Origin of the sequence: Bacillus sp. JCM 19034 (genome assembly GCF_001310635.1) — a bacterium.
Taxonomy (GTDB): Bacteria; Bacillota; Bacilli; order Bacillales; family Bacillaceae_D; genus Halalkalibacter.
In genome coordinates this window covers 146,392-164,056 of sequence record NZ_BAXR01000003.1, presented here as the reverse complement: position 1 = coordinate 164,056, position 17,665 = coordinate 146,392, and the positions used below count along the sequence as shown (strand labels likewise).

General features: G+C 36.8%; 14 protein-coding genes and 3 pseudogenes. 2 read left to right on the top strand and 15 right to left on the bottom strand.

Going from position 1 to position 17,665, the window contains the following annotated elements; genetic code table 11:
- Positions 1-141: 141 nt before the first annotated feature.
- The 9 genes and pseudogenes from JCM19034_RS07005 to JCM19034_RS06975 form a co-directional block, all read right to left on the bottom strand.
- Positions 142-852, bottom strand: coding sequence for a lactate utilization protein C (locus JCM19034_RS07005; RefSeq protein ID WP_062048429.1), 711 nt, complete (start codon positions 850-852; stop codon positions 142-144).
- Positions 852-2,277: pseudogene (locus JCM19034_RS07000) on the bottom strand (LutB/LldF family L-lactate oxidation iron-sulfur protein). The gene JCM19034_RS07005 and the pseudogene JCM19034_RS07000 overlap by 1 nt, the downstream one beginning before the upstream one ends.
- A 14-nt stretch (positions 2,278-2,291) precedes the next feature.
- Positions 2,292-3,011, bottom strand: coding sequence for a (Fe-S)-binding protein (locus JCM19034_RS06995; RefSeq protein ID WP_062048427.1), 720 nt, complete (start codon positions 3,009-3,011; stop codon positions 2,292-2,294).
- Between the two features lie 175 nt (positions 3,012-3,186).
- Entirely contained in the window at positions 3,187-4,443 is a 1,257-nt protein-coding gene (gene rhaA / locus JCM19034_RS06990; RefSeq protein WP_062048425.1) for an L-rhamnose isomerase, read from the bottom strand.
- Between the two features lie 23 nt (positions 4,444-4,466).
- Positions 4,467-4,670: an FGGY-family carbohydrate kinase gene (locus JCM19034_RS24685; protein ID WP_370621851.1), complete on the bottom strand. Its 204-nt coding sequence runs from the start codon at positions 4,668-4,670 to the stop codon at positions 4,467-4,469.
- Entirely contained in the window at positions 4,640-5,689 is a 1,050-nt protein-coding gene (locus JCM19034_RS06985; RefSeq protein WP_370621850.1) for a rhamnulokinase family protein, read from the bottom strand. Before JCM19034_RS06985 ends, JCM19034_RS24685 begins: the two co-directional genes overlap by 31 nt.
- 28 nt (positions 5,690-5,717) lie before the next feature.
- Positions 5,718-5,867 (bottom strand): hypothetical protein, encoded by a 150-nt coding sequence (locus JCM19034_RS24680; RefSeq protein ID WP_370621834.1) that lies wholly within the window; start codon positions 5,865-5,867, stop codon positions 5,718-5,720.
- Positions 5,868-5,978: 111 nt separating this feature from the next.
- Positions 5,979-8,048, bottom strand: a complete 2,070-nt coding sequence (locus tag JCM19034_RS06980; RefSeq protein WP_062048423.1) for a bifunctional aldolase/short-chain dehydrogenase — start codon at positions 8,046-8,048, stop codon at positions 5,979-5,981.
- A 194-nt stretch (positions 8,049-8,242) separates the two neighbouring features.
- Positions 8,243-10,387 carry a cellulase family glycosylhydrolase gene (locus tag JCM19034_RS06975; protein ID WP_231686853.1) on the bottom strand — a complete coding sequence of 715 codons (2,145 nt, stop codon included), beginning with the start codon at positions 10,385-10,387 and terminating at the stop codon, positions 8,243-8,245.
- A gap of 326 nt (positions 10,388-10,713) precedes the next feature.
- Here JCM19034_RS06975 and JCM19034_RS06970 point away from each other — a divergent pair, with 326 nt between their 5' ends.
- On the top strand, positions 10,714-11,490 hold the full coding sequence (locus tag JCM19034_RS06970; protein ID WP_062048421.1) for a glycosyltransferase family 4 protein: 777 nt from the start codon (positions 10,714-10,716) through the stop codon (positions 11,488-11,490).
- A 14-nt stretch (positions 11,491-11,504) separates the two neighbouring features.
- Entirely contained in the window at positions 11,505-11,897 is a 393-nt protein-coding gene (locus JCM19034_RS23995; protein WP_062048418.1) for a glycosyltransferase, read from the top strand.
- A gap of 98 nt (positions 11,898-11,995) precedes the next feature.
- Here the strand turns inward: JCM19034_RS23995 and JCM19034_RS06960 are convergent.
- From JCM19034_RS06960 to JCM19034_RS06935, 6 genes and pseudogenes are all read right to left on the bottom strand, one after another.
- A pseudogene (locus JCM19034_RS06960) lies at positions 11,996-13,643 on the bottom strand (glycerol-3-phosphate dehydrogenase/oxidase).
- 135 nt (positions 13,644-13,778) lie between these two features.
- On the bottom strand, positions 13,779-14,336 hold the full coding sequence (locus JCM19034_RS06955; protein ID WP_269431671.1) for a glycerol-3-phosphate responsive antiterminator: 558 nt from the start codon (positions 14,334-14,336) through the stop codon (positions 13,779-13,781).
- Between the two features lie 213 nt (positions 14,337-14,549).
- The gene (locus JCM19034_RS06950; RefSeq protein ID WP_062048413.1) at positions 14,550-15,362 is read right to left on the bottom strand and encodes a pyruvate, water dikinase regulatory protein; all 813 of its coding nucleotides are present in this window, start codon (positions 15,360-15,362) and stop codon (positions 14,550-14,552) included.
- Between the two features lie 11 nt (positions 15,363-15,373).
- Positions 15,374-16,018 (bottom strand): CBS domain-containing protein, encoded by a 645-nt coding sequence (locus JCM19034_RS06945; protein WP_231686852.1) that lies wholly within the window; start codon positions 16,016-16,018, stop codon positions 15,374-15,376.
- 111 nt (positions 16,019-16,129) lie between these two features.
- Positions 16,130-16,935, bottom strand: a pseudogene (locus tag JCM19034_RS06940) (cytochrome c oxidase assembly protein).
- Positions 16,932-17,441 (bottom strand): DUF2243 domain-containing protein, encoded by a 510-nt coding sequence (locus JCM19034_RS06935; RefSeq protein WP_370621833.1) that lies wholly within the window; start codon positions 17,439-17,441, stop codon positions 16,932-16,934. The pseudogene JCM19034_RS06940 and the gene JCM19034_RS06935 overlap by 4 nt, the downstream one beginning before the upstream one ends.
- Positions 17,442-17,665 lie beyond the last annotated feature (224 nt).

Sequence of the window (17,665 nt, the reverse complement as noted above, 5' to 3'; positions counted from 1 at the left end):
ATCGTTTTTCCTTCTAATTATATGTACGATAGTATGATTTCCACCCCAAGAGGAATATGTATATGAAAGAAGGGAGTGATTGCTGTTTTTTGTAAGGGAAAAGAGAAGATTCTTTTACCCATCTTCTCCTTCATTCCTTATTTAACAGTCTTCAACAATCAAATAATACGCCTGGATAGGCCCATGTACACCGACAACTAAATTCATCTCAATATCTGCACTATTACTAGGGCCAGAAATAAAATTAATACATGATGGAACAGAACCTTGTTCCTGTTGCATTTTGTGTAACATTTCAGCAGCTTGAGTCATTCGTGGAACGATCGTACTTTTTGGAATAATGGCAATATAATGAGTTGGAAGTAAACTAACCGATCGCCCTTTACCGTTATCACTTAAAAGCACGACTGTTCCAGATTCCGCTAACGTCATATCTGAAAATGTTATCCCAATATCTGCTTGTTCCGCCTTTTGAATATTATCATTACCCCTATTAACATCCCATCGATATGCATCTAACTTTGAAGCTTGTAAATAGTCAGATAGTTTATATTCATCAAAGCGAGGATCGTCCCAATATACAATTGATTTAGCACATAGTTCATTTACAATTCCCTCTAGTGCATCAATTAAATTGTCTTTTGGCACTTGTTTCACAGTTGTATGAATATGTGCACATTGCTCAATTAATCGTTCAACTAACTGGTCTTGTGTTTCTCCTTTAAAAACATCGTACTGAGGCTGTTTCTGCCATTCGGGCCGCTTCACCCCGTCCTTAATACGCTCGCGCCCTAGATTTTTAGCAATCTTATTTAGAAACCGCTCCTTATGCTGAACATTCCCTTTTACCATTAATGTCGTCCTCCTTTCTCCCTTTCTTTAAACCAATTTTTAAAAGATTGTTTACTCGGTTCAGGAAGATCACGAATGTCAGTCCATGGCTTTATAGGGCCTGGTCCTTTAGAAATTGTCCCACCTTTTGAGAAAGGCTCATCACCATTGGTGCTGATTTGACTGCCGACTGGAAAATCATTGGATTACTTGCCGCTAATGCAAATCCACGCATCGCAAACTTTTCACCAAAACCGCTCTTTTTCTGTTCTTCTACAATTGTTCGACGATGTTTAATTAATAACTCATGAAGTGGGATCTTCACAGGACATGCTTCTGAACAAGCGGCACATAAACTTGATGCATAGGGTAACTCCTTGTAATCATCATAGCCTCCAAGCAACGGAGAAAGTACGGCACCAATAGGACCTGGATAAATAGAACCATAGGAATGCCCACCAACATGCCGATAAATCGGACATACATTGATGCATGCTGCACAACGAATGCATTGTAAAACCGATTGAAATTCTGTCCCCAAAATATTGGAACGTCCATTATCTACAATGACGAGATGAAATTCTTCTGGACCATCTACATCTCCTTCTTCTTTTGGGCCTGTTAGGCCTGTGATATAGCTCGTCAGCTTTTGTCCTACTGCACTTCGGCATAGCATACTCACTAAAATATCTAGCTCTTCCCAAGTTGGAACAATTCGTTCCATTCCCATTACTGTTATTTGCGTATCAGGTAAAGTCGTTGCCAATCGAGCATTTCCTTCATTTGTCACAAGGGAAATCGCACCAGATTCAGCAACTGCAAAATTACAGCCGGTAATTCCAATATCAGCTTTTAAAAACTCTTCACGCAGCTGTTCTCGAGCAAATAATGCTAATTCCTCTGGTTGTGAAGAATCGGTATACTGAAGCTTCTCCTTAAATGTATCACGGATTTGCTCTTTGTTTTTATGTAGAGCAGGTGCAACAATATGTGAAGGCGGGTCATGATCATCAATTTGTAGAATATATTCTCCTAATCAGATTCAATCACTTCGCAACCTAGACTTTCTAAAGCTTCATTCATACTTATTTCTTCCGTTACCATTGATTTTGATTTAATAATCTTTTTCGCTTCTTTACTCTTCACGACGTTGGAAATGTATTCATTGGCCTCTTCAGCTGTTTCAGCAAAAAAAACATGCCCACCACGCTTTGTTACATTATCCGCGAGCTGCTCTAAATAATAGTCCAAATGCTCAAGTGTATGCTGACGAATTTCTTCAGCTAAATGGCGCCAGTCTTCCCAATTCCCTAACTCCTCTTGTGCTGTTAGCTTACGATCTTTTAACCTATCTTGTGCTGATACCATCGCTTTACGCATAAAGTCATTATGAATGCCCTTATCCACTCGATCAAAAAAGCGATCTTCACTAATTTTCATTGCCACTACAATCCCCTCCTCTACGATCGACTATTTAATACTTCAGCGATATGCATCACTTGAATTTGTTTTCCACTACGATTTATTCGCCCACCAATGTTCATTAAACAGCCGCAATCTGCACCTACTAATACTTCAGCATCAGTCTCTTCGATATGCTCTATTTTTTCATTTACCATCTGTTCCGAAATCGGAACCATTTTAACTGAAAACGTACCGCCAAACCCACAACACGTCTCTTTATTTGGCAAAGGTGTATATTCAAGCCCTTTCACGTTGTTTAATAATTTGATCGGTGTATCCTTTACGCCTAATAATCTAGTCATATGACAAGATGTATGATAGGTCACTTTCTTCGGAAAAACGGCACCTAAATCTTCCACTTTTAACACATCAACTATAAATTGCGTAAACTCATATGTTTTTTCCACTAACTTTTCTGCTTTTTGCTTCCATTCTAGTTCATCCTTAAATAAGTGCGGATATTCATGAAGCATAGCCCCACAAGAGCCAGATGGAATAACAACATAGTCTGCTTTTTCGAACGTTCGGATCGTATGTTTGGCAACATCACGAGTTTCTTTATGATAACCGCTGTTATAAGCAGGCTGACCACAACATGTTTGCTGCTGAGGTACGTCTACTTCACAGCCATTACGTTCTAAGATTTCAACGACATGCTCCCCGACTTTCGGATAAAACACATCTGCTAAGCAAGTAATATATAAGGAGACCTTCATCTTTTAATCCCTCATTTCTATGCATCCTTCATTTTAAATGACTTGTCACAACAAGGCTGTTTCAATAATCATACATTCTTATAAGGAATTTGTGCAGACCTTTACTACAATTGGCTAAATAATTTAGTAAAAAGGAGAAATGCAGACAAGCAAGCAAGCCTGACTGCATCTTTATTTAAGAACGTTTTGATAGAATTTGTTCTTCATACTCCTCTATATCTTGCAACCAATTTTCCTTAGCGGGCACACCCATTTCTTGACAATACTGATTCCAAATGACTCCAAATGGATACGTTTTAAATTCCTCTAATAAAGCTAACCGTCTCGTATAATCGCCTTTTTCTTGAAGCTCTATTAATTTCCGATGAGGAAGTAGCAGTGCATATAACAATGCTTTAATCATATTACGAGTACCGATTGTCCATGCTGCAACCCGATTAATACTAGCATCAAAGAAATCCAAACCAATCATTACTTTATCAAGAGCATCATTACGGACTATTTCCATTGCAATTTCCTTCAATTCATCATCAAACGTAACAACATGATCACTATCCCATCTAACAGGTCTTGAAACGTGTAATGCGAGCTGATCAAAGAATAAGAGCATTGACGAGATCTTATTAGATACCATTTCAGTCGGGTGATAATGTCCTGTATCTAATAAACAATTAATATTGTTCTTCAGTGCATAGTTCAAATAAAATTCATGAGATCCAACGACAAATGCTTCCGAGCCAATGCCAAATAATTTACTTTCAACAGCATCTACTAAGTAGTTCTTATCAATTGTTTCTGCGAAAATTTCATCAAGTGATTCCAGTAAACGGCGTCTTGGTGTTAAACGATCACTAGGTGTATCCTTGTACCCGTCAGGTATCCAAATGTTCGTTAAACATGGCGTCCCTAATTCGCGTCCAAAGTATTCCCCAATTTTACGACTTGCTTTACAATGATCGATCCAATATTGACGAATTTCCGGATCAGGATGCGAAAGCGTTAAGCCATCAGATGCTTTTTCGTGAGAAAATAATGTTGGATTAAAATCAAGACCTAACCCTCGTTCTTTCGCCCACTTAACCCAGTTCTTAAAATGCTTCGGCTCTAGCTGATCCCGTTCGACAACTTCCCCATCCGTTTCAGCATATATGGCATGTAGATTAATCCGATGCTTACCTGGAATAAGTGACAATGCCTTTTCAATGTCAGCTCGAAGTTCATCTGCATTTCTAGCTTTCCCTGGATAATTTCCCGTTACATCAATCCCACCTGATAATTCACCGCGATTCACTTCAAAACCACCAACATCATCGCCTTGCCAGCAATGGATTGAAATTGGGATTTTCTTTAGCGTTTCAAACACTTCATCAATGTTTATTCCCCATTGTCCATATTCCTTTTTTGCACTTTCAAATGCTTGACTGTTACTCATTCATCTACCTCCTTATTGTACCTTTATTTTGCCACAAAACGTTTTAAATCAAATGACTTAGCAATCAACTGACGTGCGACCGTAATCTCATCTAACTCACCTAAAGCCATTAATTGAGAAACGACATTACCGATAGCGGTTGCTTCAATCGGACCGGCTGAAACTTCTTTCTTCGTTCGATCAGCAAGTAGCTGATTTAATTGCTCGTTTTGACTTCCTCCACCGATAACATGAATCGTGTCATATTTTTTTCAGCAATTTCTTCGATTTCTACAATTGCTTTTTGATAGCTTTCTACTAAACTATCATAGACACATTTTGCTACTTCACCAGGCTCACTAGGAATTTCTTGATTTGTTTCTCTACAATATTGTTGAATTTCTTCAATCATGTTGTCAGGTTTTAAAAAGCGTTGATCATCTACATTTACAATTGATTGAAACGATTCATATTGCTTAGATAATGTAACTAGATCAGCAAATGAATAGTGATCGTTGTATAAACGTTTCACCTCTTGGATCATCCACAGTCCCATAATATTTTTTAGGAAGCGAAAACGGTAATCGACTCCGCCTTCATTCGTAAAGTTATAATCTAATGCTTTCGTAATACAAATTGGAAAGGAATTCTCAATTCCAATTAACGACCATGTTCCTGAGCTAATATAAATGGTTTCACTCTTCTCAGGAACAGCAAGTACAGCAGAGCCTGTGTCATGTGTTGCTGGCAAAAACACATCTAACTCTAACCCCAGTTCACTTGCTAACTCAGGTTTAAGCGAACCAAGCTTTTCTTTCGGTAAAAGAATATGTTGAAATATTTCAAAAGGTAAACCTAACGCTTCAATTAATTTCTTATCCCATTTCTTTGTAAAAGCATTTACGAGCTGTGTTGTTGTTGCGTTTGTATATTCATTCGCCTTTTGACCCGTTAATAGAAAGTGAAAATAATCAGGGATCATTAAAAATGTCTTCGCTTTATCTAATAATTCCGGCTGCTGTTTCTTTAACGCATATAATTGATAAATCGTATTAAACTTTTGAAATTGTATCCCCGTATCTAAATAAATCCGTTCTTTTTTAATAATGGCTATTACTTCTTCCATGATTCCATCAGTACGCGAATCACGATAAGCAACAGCATCTGTCAATAGCTGATCATTTTCGTCTAACAAAACAAAATCTACAGCCCACGTATCAATGCCAATACTAACTGGATTTATTTGTAATTGGGAACATTTTTTTATACCAGCTACTATTTCATTAAAAAGCGTATCAATATCCCAACAAAATGGCCATTTTCTGAATCATTTTATTGTCAAAACGATGAATCTCATCTAGCTTTAGTTTATCGTTTTTAATGTAGCCGTGCATCAATCTACCACTAGAAGCCCCAATATCAACAGCTAAACAGCCTTGGTCCATATTATCACCTCAAAAAAGTAAGCGCTTTATAAATCTTTTTCATAATAATATTTTAATAGATTCCTCTCCTCCTTATTCTAGGAAAGGAGAGGGCAATCACATCGATTCCTATTAACGTGTAAAGGCTGCTGGTACTCCTCCATCAACAGTAATCATACAGCCTGTTGTTTTTGCTGCTTTAGATGAAGAGAAGAATAAAATCGATTCAGCAATATCTTTAGGATAAATATTTACAAGTAACGTTGTACGCTTACGGTAATGTTCTTCTAATTGGTCTGGCTCTATTCCATATGCTGCTGCACGTTCTTCACGCCATCTTGAACCCCAAATAGCTGAACCTTGCAGGACAGCATCAGGTAATACAGAATTTACGCGTATTCCATATTGACCACCTTCAGCTGCAATACATCTCGCCAAATGAACTTCTAGTGCTTTTACTGAGCTGTATGCTGAAGCATTTTTCCCTGCATATACAGAATTTTTTGAACCGATAAAGACCATACTTCCGCCAATTGCTTGGCTCTTCATCACTTTAAATGCTTCCCGGGCCACTAGAAAATAACCGGTACCAAGTACATCCATATTTAAGTTCCATTCTTTTAACGTCGTTTCTTCAATTGGACTAGAAGTAGCTAATCCTGCGTTGTTAACGATAATATCTACGCCTCCGTACGTAAGAATGGCTTGCTTTAATGCTGCCTGTACTTGTTCTTCACTTGTTACATCCATTTTAACAGCAATAGCTCGTTTGTCACCATATTGCTCATTAATCTCCGAAGCTACCTTCTTTGCACCTTCTAAATTTAAATCAGCAACAACAACGTGAGCACCTTGCTCGACAAACTGACGGCAAGTCTCACTTCCAATTCCACCAGCTCCTCCCGTTACAAAAGCTACTTGTCTTGAGAATTCTGCTTCTGCAGGAGCCAATGATAGTTTATATAGTTCTAACGGCCAATACTCAATATTATAAGATTCGTTTTCATTTAAAGAAACAAACGTACCTAGGGCTGTTGTCCCTTTCATTACAGAAATCGCACGATGATAAAGAGCACCACTTACATTAGCCATTGTAACATTCTTTCCTGTGTTCACCATCCCAATTCCAGGAATTAAAATAACACGTGGTGCAGGTTCAAACATTACATCGCCTTCATTTTTATTTTCTTCAAAATAGGCTTTGTATTCTTCTTTAAATCTTTCAATTCCCGCCTTAACAGCTTCTTTTAAACTGTCGACATCATTTGTAGATGGATCCCACTCAACAAATAACGGCTTCATTTTTGTGTGAACTAGATGATCAGGACAAGCAGCACCGACTTGAGATAGGACTGGAGCATCATGACTATTAACAAACTCAAGAATCGCTTCATCCGTGTCATATGTTAGAAGCATTTTCTTTTCGTCACTCACAGCACCACGGATAACAGGTAATACTTGAGCTAATAAATCTTGCTGATCTTCGTTTGATAACGATTCATACTTCTTACCACCAAAAGGTTGTTTTCCTTCAGCTTTTTTATTTATAAATGCCTCAGCCTCATTAATGACAGAAATTGTTTTATCGTAACTTTCCTTAGCTGTATCGCCCCAAACAACTAGGCCGTGCTTTTCCATTAATACAAGCTCAGCGTTAGGGTTTTGTTGAACTCCCTCAGCAATCATCTTAGATAAAGTAAAGCCAGGTCTTACATAAGGAACCCAAACAAAACGATCACCAAATATTTCTTTAGCTAGCTCTTTCCCATTATCGGCACAGCATAAACTAATAATTGCATCCGGGTGAGTATGATCTACATGTTTAAAAGGAAGAAATGCATGTAATAAAGTCTCAATTGAAGCTCTTGGATGTGTATGATCAATCATACAATGAGACAAATAAGCGACCATCTCTTCATCGGTCATTTCATCGCGTTCCATTAACGGACGGATATCTTCAAGATTTAAACCTGTGAAATTTTTCGCTTTCATTGTCGCTAAATCTGAACCACTACCTTTAACCCACATTACTTCAATATCGAGGCCACGAAAATCTTTCACAGTTGTTTTCATTGACGTATTACCGCCACCCCAGTTACAAACAGCACGGTCTGACCCAATTAAATTAGAGCGATATACAAGCTCTTCTAACCCTGGCGTTATTGTTTCCGCTTTTGTTTCATCCCAACGATTTTGTACCATAATAACCTCCATAAAGTTGTTTTTACTTCTGATTAAAGTATATCACCTTTGTTTTATATTGTATATATGTTTGTTTATTTTTGTTTATAAATGAATCTTACTAAAACTCCTATTGTTAATTAGTTGATTATCTTTCGAAAAAATGTCCTAAATGGTCAATTGCAGACCTTTTAGGACAAGTAAAATCTAAATATTTACATTAACTTACTGTTTTGCTTCTCATTCTCAAAAACAAAAACAGAAGCAAACCCTATAACAACCAACAAAACACCACTTAACAGAAACGAATAGAAGTCTGTTGCTGTATTAGGTAAACGATCTTCATTATCTGCATGAGTCATATTATCTATCGTTTTAAAATCTCCCTTTGTGCCATTTTTCTTTTTTACCTGATTGTTTGACTTATACTCTCCGTTGCGATTGTTACCAGACTCATCATCATTTTCATCGTTTTCGCCGTTTTCATCGTTTTCATCGTTTTCATCGTTTTCATCGTTTTCATCGTTTTCATCGTTTTCATCATTTTCATCGTTTTCATCATTTTCATCGTTTTCATCGTTTTCATCGTTTTCATCGTTTTCATCGTTTTCATCGTTTTCATCGTTTTCCGTAGCATCTGAATTCTCAGGTGATGTTGGTGGTGTTTCTTCTACTTCTTCGTCTGACAAGATTTCTACTCCGACACTTTGACCATTTCTACGCAAAACGGCATCAACTGTTTCTCCACTCCAAAAATGAAACGTTAAATAAAATACACCGTCATGAAGTTCGTTGAAAAATTCTTGTGTCAGAACAATCTCGTCCCCTGTTGGTCTGAAAGCGTAATCAAATTCTTTAAACCTTGTCCAATTTTGTGGTCCTACACCAGCTCCACTTTCATCATACGCTTCCATTGTAGCTAACTGATCTCCATTAAAGGCTGTCGGTATTCCGAAATCACTAACTCCCCCTTCAACATCAGACATCTCAGGACGTTTATATGATATAACATCAAATCGCCAATTTGCCCCTTGATTAAATGATGCTGTTAAATGAGCTTGAAATCCTAATACATCTAGATCAGTAATCCTCTCTAACAAATTTGCTTTTAATGTTAGTACTTCACCTTGTAGTTGATAATCTTCACCTTTTTGGAGTTCTTGTCCATTAAAAGATAACGATTCAAACGTATTACCGTTCAGTTGCAGCAACATTTCTTGATCACGAATACTTTCTTCCGCGTTTAAGAAAATCAAATTTGACTCAGCAACAGCTGATCTCCCTGCCCAGCTTTCCTTCATCATTTGATATAACTCATGGTCTTGCCACTCAAACGTATGGCGATTAAAATGTTGACCATTATCCCACAGCATATGAGTAATTTCTTTCTCATTAAAATAGTGAATTAAATATTCAAAGAATTTTAATTTCTCTCCTTGCTGGATTACACCTGTATGTCGATCAAATCCTAGTAAACCAAACTCACCGACAATAACAGGAATGCCATTGTCTACAAATGTTTCGTGAACTCGATCAAATGTATCATGTATATGATCTCGAGTTTCCTGATCAAAAGTCGTATGCCCTGCAACATTTACACTAAACGGCCAAAAACCATAATAATGTACTGTTGCAATTAAATTAGGGTCATTAAGATCATCAATCGTTCTCTTTAACTCATCTAAGTCCTCTTGATCAGACGCAGTCTCAATCGTTGGTAACACTAGCGGTCTAGTATCATTATTGCCACCAGACTCCCTTACTATATGAAAGAAGCTACGATTTAATGCATCTACTTTTTCATGATCACCTTCTGCAACTCCCCAACCATCACCAAATCGTGGCTCATTAATACTTTCAAACATTAATTTAATAGAATGATCTTTAAAATGATCTGCAATTTGCCTCCAAATTGCATCATAGCGCTGATGAACGAGATCATTGGGCTCGTCCATCTCATTTACCCACAACCATGAATCATGATGAAGATTAATCATAACAAATAAATCAGCTTCTAAAGCCCAATTCACAACCTCTTCAACTCGTGCTAAATAAGTCGGATTAATTTCATAATCAGGTCCTTCTCCTAGTTCATGCTCCCATGTGATTGGGATACGGATACTTTTAAATCCTTGTGCTGCAATTTGTTGAATAAGTTCCTCAGTAATCATTGGATTACCCCAATTTGTTTCACCGCCAACCGCATCTAATGTATTACCGACATTCCATCCAGGCTGCATATTGTTAACATATTCATGAATAGTCATATCTTTTTCCCCACTAACAGGCATTGTACCTACTATTACTATTACCGTTGCTGCTAAAACTAGTAAAAGTGATTTAACTATTGTTCGTTTCAACTTATCCACCTACCTAATAAAATGATTAATAAGCATTTAACAAATTAGTAATAGCTCATGATGTTGCTATTCACAATGAAACCTGTTCTTTCCCCCCTTCAATTTAGGAAAACGCTTTCAAAACAGACTATAACATTGATTCATATAGGAAAATACTGTGTTTATTAGAGAAAAATGCATGTACTTTTTTTAACATTTTTAAATCCTCAAGTAATGACAAACACATATTATCGAGGATTGAATAAGTTATTAGTACCTAATAAATCACTAGTATGTAGCTACTTGTATACTTTGAGCTATTAACAGGAATAGAAAGGAGCTCTTTCATGAACATCTTAATGATCGTTGGCGAGAAACGCCCCATACCATGGAGTAAAGGAGGAGCTATTCAAACTTACGTTGACGAAGTAAGTAAGTATTTGAAGAATGAGCATCAGTTAACCATTTTAAGTACGGCATATCCCTCAATAGGTGAGGAGGAGACATTTGATTCTATTCGATATGTCCGCTCAAACCTTACCGTTAATGAGATTCAGCAATTTATTCAAATAGAATCGTTCGATTTGATCCATATATTTAACCAAGCTCGCCTAATCGTACCCATTAGAGAAGTTGCTCCCGATTCAAAGTTAGTTTTGAGCATCCATTCTAACTTTTTTAAACGAGAGCATTTTACACGATTTGAAGCGAACGAAATCCTTCAACAACTCGATCATATCATCACAAATAATGAAAATATTACAAAAACTATTTCCACACTTTTTAAAATTGATAGAACTAAACTAAAAACGATTTATTCAGGAGTTAAAATCGAACAATTTTCACACCAAAACACACAACAAAATCAACACATAAGGAAAAACATTCGTTCAGAATATGATATTAGCGATAAAAAAGTTGTTCTTTTAACTGGACAATTCTCACCAAATAAAGGAGTAGATATTTTCCTAGAAGCAATAAAGCAACTAGCTGATAAATATCCAAACATGGCTCTTATTATGGTCAGCAGCCAAGCATATAACGACTATCATGATGGAGAATATATTTCCTATCTACGTGAACTTGCTGAGAAAATACAAATTCCAGTCTTTCATAGTGGATAAACAATAACAGCGAATTGCAAAAGTGGTTTCCTGCTGCTGATGTTTTTGTTTGTCCATCCCCTTGTCATGAACTATTAACTGGTGCCCATTATGAGGCAATGGCATCTGGTTTGCCAATTATTACAACAAACGAAAGTGGTTGTTCTGAAGTTATCCAAGCAAATAAAGCAGGGATTATCGTCATGCAGCCACAACTTTCATCAGATTTTGTGGAGCATTTGCTTACTTTATTTCATAATGATGACTTTTGTGCCAAACTAGGTGAAAATGGCCGTAAATTAGCAGAAAAACAATTCTCATGGGATCGTGTCGCACGTGAAATCCTTGACACTTGGAGAATATTGTATAAAGAGACTCAATCTATGCAAAATGACCTTAAAACAGTTAAGTTATTTTCATTAAAATAAACGATTATTTTTGCTATTTTTCGTTAAGACAATCTTCAGTTTAAATAAGCGTAAAAAGCGGGCATTTTCATTTAATGAATAAATGCCCGCTTTATTTCTTATTCTTGAATTGGAGTAGAAGCTCGTTTTAACTGATTCATTAATTCTGATTTAAACATTTCTTTTCCTGAGATGTCCACTGCAATGTATCTCCCATACATTCAATTACTTGTTCTTTCCATTTTTCAACCATGGCAATATTAAAATAAAGAAGCCTGTGCGGCGAATAAAAAAGTCTTCTGGTTTCACAACCATTTCATATCTGATCGTATATTGTAATGCTAGAAACAACTCTTTAGGCAAATGAAAATCATTATGATCTTTTAGTTCTTTGCTTAAGTGTAGGACGGTTTTTATGTTCGATCCAAAAAGTAGAACTAAGTAACGTGCTTGCTCTTTCGTTAATCCTTCTTTTTCAGCAAGTTCTATACTTTCCCTGAAAAATACCTTATAACCTTTAGAACCTCCAACATGACCACCAGAAATGGGAAGTTTTTTTGTCTTCGAAGCAGAAGTAGGTCGATCTAAATCACGTATTGCCTCATTTACAACTGTTTCAGCCATTTTGCGGTAACCTGTAAGCTTGCCACCCGCAACTGTCATTAATCCTGAGTCTGCATGCCAAATTTCATCTTTCCGTGAAATTTCTGAAGGGTCCTTCCCTTCTTCATAAATAAGGGGTCTGACCCCTGCCCAACTCGATTCAATATGATGGATCGTAATATTGGTGTCCGGAAACATTCCATTAATAGCTTCAATAAGATAATCTCGATCCTTTTCTGTCATAACAGGATTACTTAAATCTTGATCGTAAAATGTATCCGTTGTCCCGACATACGTCTTATTGTCTCTTGGAATTGCAAATACCATCCTTCCGTCAGGTGTGTCAAAATAGACAGCCTGCTTTAACGGAAAGTGAGATTGATCGATTACGACATGCACTCCTTTTGTTAAACGTAGCACCTTCCCTTTTCTTGATCGATCCATTTCCCGAATCTTATCAACCCAAGGCCCTGTTGCATTTATTGTTTTCTTTGCTTTAATGTTAAATGAGAGATTATTATGAAGCATATCCGTCACCTCAGCACCGATAACGGTTCTGTTTTCGTCATACAATAACTTAGAAACTTTAGCATACGATATGGCATCAGCACCAAAGTCTACTGCTTCCTTTAAGACTTCAATCGTTAAACGGGCGTCATCTGTTTTATACTCAACATAATACCCTCCACCAAGCAAACCTTCTTGATTTAATAATGGCTCTTTGTTGATCGTCTCTGCTACCGTAAGCATCGTTCGACGCTCCTCTTTTTTCACTCCAGCTAAAAAATCATATACTCGCAAGCCCACTGATGTCGTAAATTTCCCAAATGTTCCGCCTTTATAAATCGGGAGTAACATCCACTCTGGTGTTGTGACATGGGGACCATTTTCATACACAATTGCTCGTTCTTTTCCCACTTCTGCTACAAGTCCAACCTCAAAATTTTTCAAGTAGCGTAAACCACCATGAACGAGCTTTGTTGAGCGGCTCGAGGTACCTGCTGCAAAATCTTGCATTTCTACTAATGCAACAGATAAACCACGTGAAGCTGCATCAAGGGCAATCCCTGCACCCGTTATACCACCACCAATAATTAGTATATCGTAAACTTTTTCTTTCATGTTATGGACAATATCTAGTCGTTTTAAACTTGAAAATTCCACTCTCACTTCAATCACTCCTCTTTGTCAAATAAAAAAGGAGAGACCACATAAGCACAAAGGAATTACTCCGATGTGAATGTGGTCTCTCCTATTCTCCAACCGATTCTATTAACTTATTTTTAGTATACCATACTTCTAAAAAGAGTGAAAGTACTTCCATAATTTTATATTTGATGTTGTTACCGCTTTTGCTCCAGCTTGTATTGCATTTTCAACTTCATCAACCGTTTCAATTAAACCACCTGCAAATACATCACGTTCTGTTTTATAATTAATTTCTTTAATTATTTTTGGAATAAGCCCAGGAAGAACTTCAACAAAATCAGGCTGTGCCTTTTGTATTAGTGTAATATTTCTCTTTAAAGCATTTGAGTCTAGTATAAAAATTCGTTGGATCGCCTTCACTCCTTTTTGCCTCGCTTTTAGAATCACACCTGGCTTCGTAGAAATGAGACCATATGGGTTTACTTCCTGACATAAATATTCAGCTGCGTATTCATCATTTTTTAATCCTTGAACTAAATCGGCATGAAGAAACATCTTCTTTTCCCTTTTGTGTGCCATTTCAAAAACATTCTTTAATTGCGACAGATGAAGTTCTAGAAATACGCCATACTTATAATTACTTTTAATAAAAGTTTCAAAGTCTTTCATGTTACGAACAGCTGGAAGTATCTTTTGATTTTCAAACAAAGACAAAGCACCCTTTCCATCATTACTTATAGAAACAAAGAGATACATGTATTATTTCCTTTCATCCACTGTATTACTCGATCTACGTCACTATACCACAATACTAATAACATTCACCATTTCATACAAAAACACGCAATCCTCTCAGTGGCTGCGTGCTTCTTACTCCAACTACTATGAACTTATTATTGTTTATTTATATTCATAAACGATTTATGTCAAATAATCCATTATAATACTCGCAGTTTCTTCAATAGAACGGTCTGAAACGTTTATAACTGGACACTTCAACTGTCTCATAATAGAATCAGCTCGTTTAATCTCTTCTTTAATATGATCAATTGCTGCGTATGATGACTCATTAGGTAATCCTAATGATTTGAGACGTTCTTTTCGTATTTTCAATAAATGCTGCGGATCAATCGTTAAACCAACAACTAACTTACTCGTAGTTGCTTCATAAATTTCATTTGGCAACTGAATCGTCGGTAATATCGGCAAATTAGCGACTTTGTATCCTTTATGTGCCATAAATATACTGAGCGGGGTTTTAGATGTACGTGAGACACCAATAAGAACAACATCAGCTAATAAAAGACCTCGCACGTCTTTTCCATCATCATATTTAACGGCAAATTCAACGGCTTCAATACGGCGAAAATATTCATCATCCAACACTTGCCGTAAACCCGGCTTTTGCTTAGGCGAATCGTTATATGTATCAACATATGCTTGCATTAATGGCCCCATAACATCAACTGCACGAATCCCTTTGGCAATCGCCTCTGCTTTCATCACTTCACGTAATTCTGGTTGAACGAGTGTATAAGCAATAATACCTGATGTTTGAACTACTTGCTGGACAATCCGACTAATTTCTTCGTCTGATTGAATATGTCCAAACCGTTTAATTTCAATTTCATTACTTGAAAATTGACGAATAGTCGCCCTCGCAACCGCTTCGGCTGTCTCACCTACTGCATCTGAACAAACATAGATAATTGGTTTTTGCTGTTTTTCTCCCACTATGAGTCCCCCTAGGCTTCAGTTACTAATTCTAATAGCACCTTAGTCAAGTTTGTCTTTGTAATTCGCCCAACAACTAGCTTTTTCTCTTTGTCTCCATCTTTAAACTGAACGACAGGCAACCCGTCAACCTCGGTATGAATCATTTTTCGTGCTGCTTCAATGATTGACTCCTCTTGGGTTATTGTTACAACCTTTGAATGTCGGGTCATTACCATATCTACTGGAATTGTGATCGCATTCGCGTTACCTAACGTTACTTTTAATAAATCTTTCCGTGTAACAATCCCTTCTAATAAACCTTCTTCATCAACGATTAAAAGGGAACCAACGTTTTCTACAAACAATGTTACGACCGCATCTTGAACTGTTGTCGTCTTTTGAATAACAACAGGTAGACTTTGAATGTCTTTCACCTTTAACTCTTCAAGGAGATGTTGAACATTACCTTCTTTTTTAGCAGTCTTGCCAAGGAAATAACCAACCTTCGGCTTAGCATTCAAATATCCTGTCATAACGAGCACTGCTAAATCAGAACGTAACGTTGCTCTGCTTACTCCTAACATTTCGGCAATTTGTTCCGCTGTAATGGGTTCATGCTTTTTTATAATTTCAATAATTTCAAGCTGTCGCTCCGAAAGTTCGATTAAGACCATCCCCTTACTCATAACCCTTCATATCTCTTTATAATTGTTTTATAGTGTAGCATATTATCTAATTTACGTATACTACTCCTTTCAATCATGTACACTTTATTTACGTTTAATTTACAAATTATTAAACTGACTATCATTCGTATAAATAATATCATTTTGCACTCTCGGTCGTGCTTGACGATACCACTGGTAACATAACATTAAAATAATAACAGCTTCTATAATATCCCCACCATAAAACATCAACTTTGCTCCTATCTCAGCTTGCAATCGATCAACTCCATTTGGTGGAAAGGCATAGATTACCTTTGCTAAGATACCGTGTGCAGCTAACGCTACAATTAAGATAATTGAACGAAGTAGATAACTGCTTCTTATCGGAGAAGGGTCTATATTAATCATTGAAGCCGTAAACACATACCCAGCCAACAAGATGTGGATATGAATGAATAAATAAAAGAACGAGTTCGTATGCATCATGATAAATAGATCGGTCATATATAATATCCACAAGCCTCCAACGTTTAATAACGACGCAACAAATGGATTTGTGACAAAATGAATCGGTTTTGAACGTAACCATTTTGAACAATTTCGTGCAAGATGAACTGGTAATGCTCGTAACAGCAAAGTGACCGGTGCAGCTAAGACCATTAAAAGAGGGGAAAGCATTCCGAGTAATAAATGGGCAACCATATGTCCAGAAAAATCAGTATGAGCCACTGTGAAAGAGGACCATAAACAGAGATAATTGCCCCTATTGATCCAATGACCCAATATAACGAGCGTATAGTACTCCACCGCTTAAAACGACGGTTAGAATGCCAAACACCGAACAAATAAAGAAGTAAGGCAATTGTAAACACAATGGCTAAAATGATACCAGGAAAATTGTTTGTATGATGATGTACGATCATGATGCAGCAACTCCTGATTGTTTCTTCTCATTTTTCGAGCTTATAAAAAACATGATCCCCAAAATGACAAGCAGTCCTGCTAATACATTCCATATCACATCATAAATAAAAACATTATCAACATAGCGAATTTGATGGATTTTCATCACTTTATGCTGAATGGTCCCGTCGTATAATTGAAAGGATCCTGCTCCAATGAATATCCCACTAAACCATCTTTTAAGCCAGAAACTACCTCGTCGTTTTAAGTCTGCAAATAGGAACAAACCAGCAATTGTTGCAAACCAACTTAATACATGAAACAAGCCGTCTGAAATCAACCCTATATTTGTCGTCGCTAAATCATAAAAATGGTGCCAATGAAGCAATTGGTGAAATATGACCTCATCTATAAAAGCGATCACTCCTAAACCAAATAAAAAACCTGACCAAAAATTTCGTCTTCGATAGACATGTTTCATTTGCAGACGAGGTGGTCGTACTATTTCATTCGTTTGATTACCCATCTAATCACCTTTCTATCAAAGAATAAACATCTCTGTGTATTATTTGCATTACGATCCTTTTTTATCCTTTTTAACTGGAACACTAAAATACCTCAACTTCAATTTGAATAAGGACGTCTTATAATCAATGAATCAAACTAGTACAATAGAGATACATAGTGTTCTTTTTTGTCACTAAATTGCCATTTTTCTAAAAGGAAAGTTTGTGAAATGATGAGCAAATT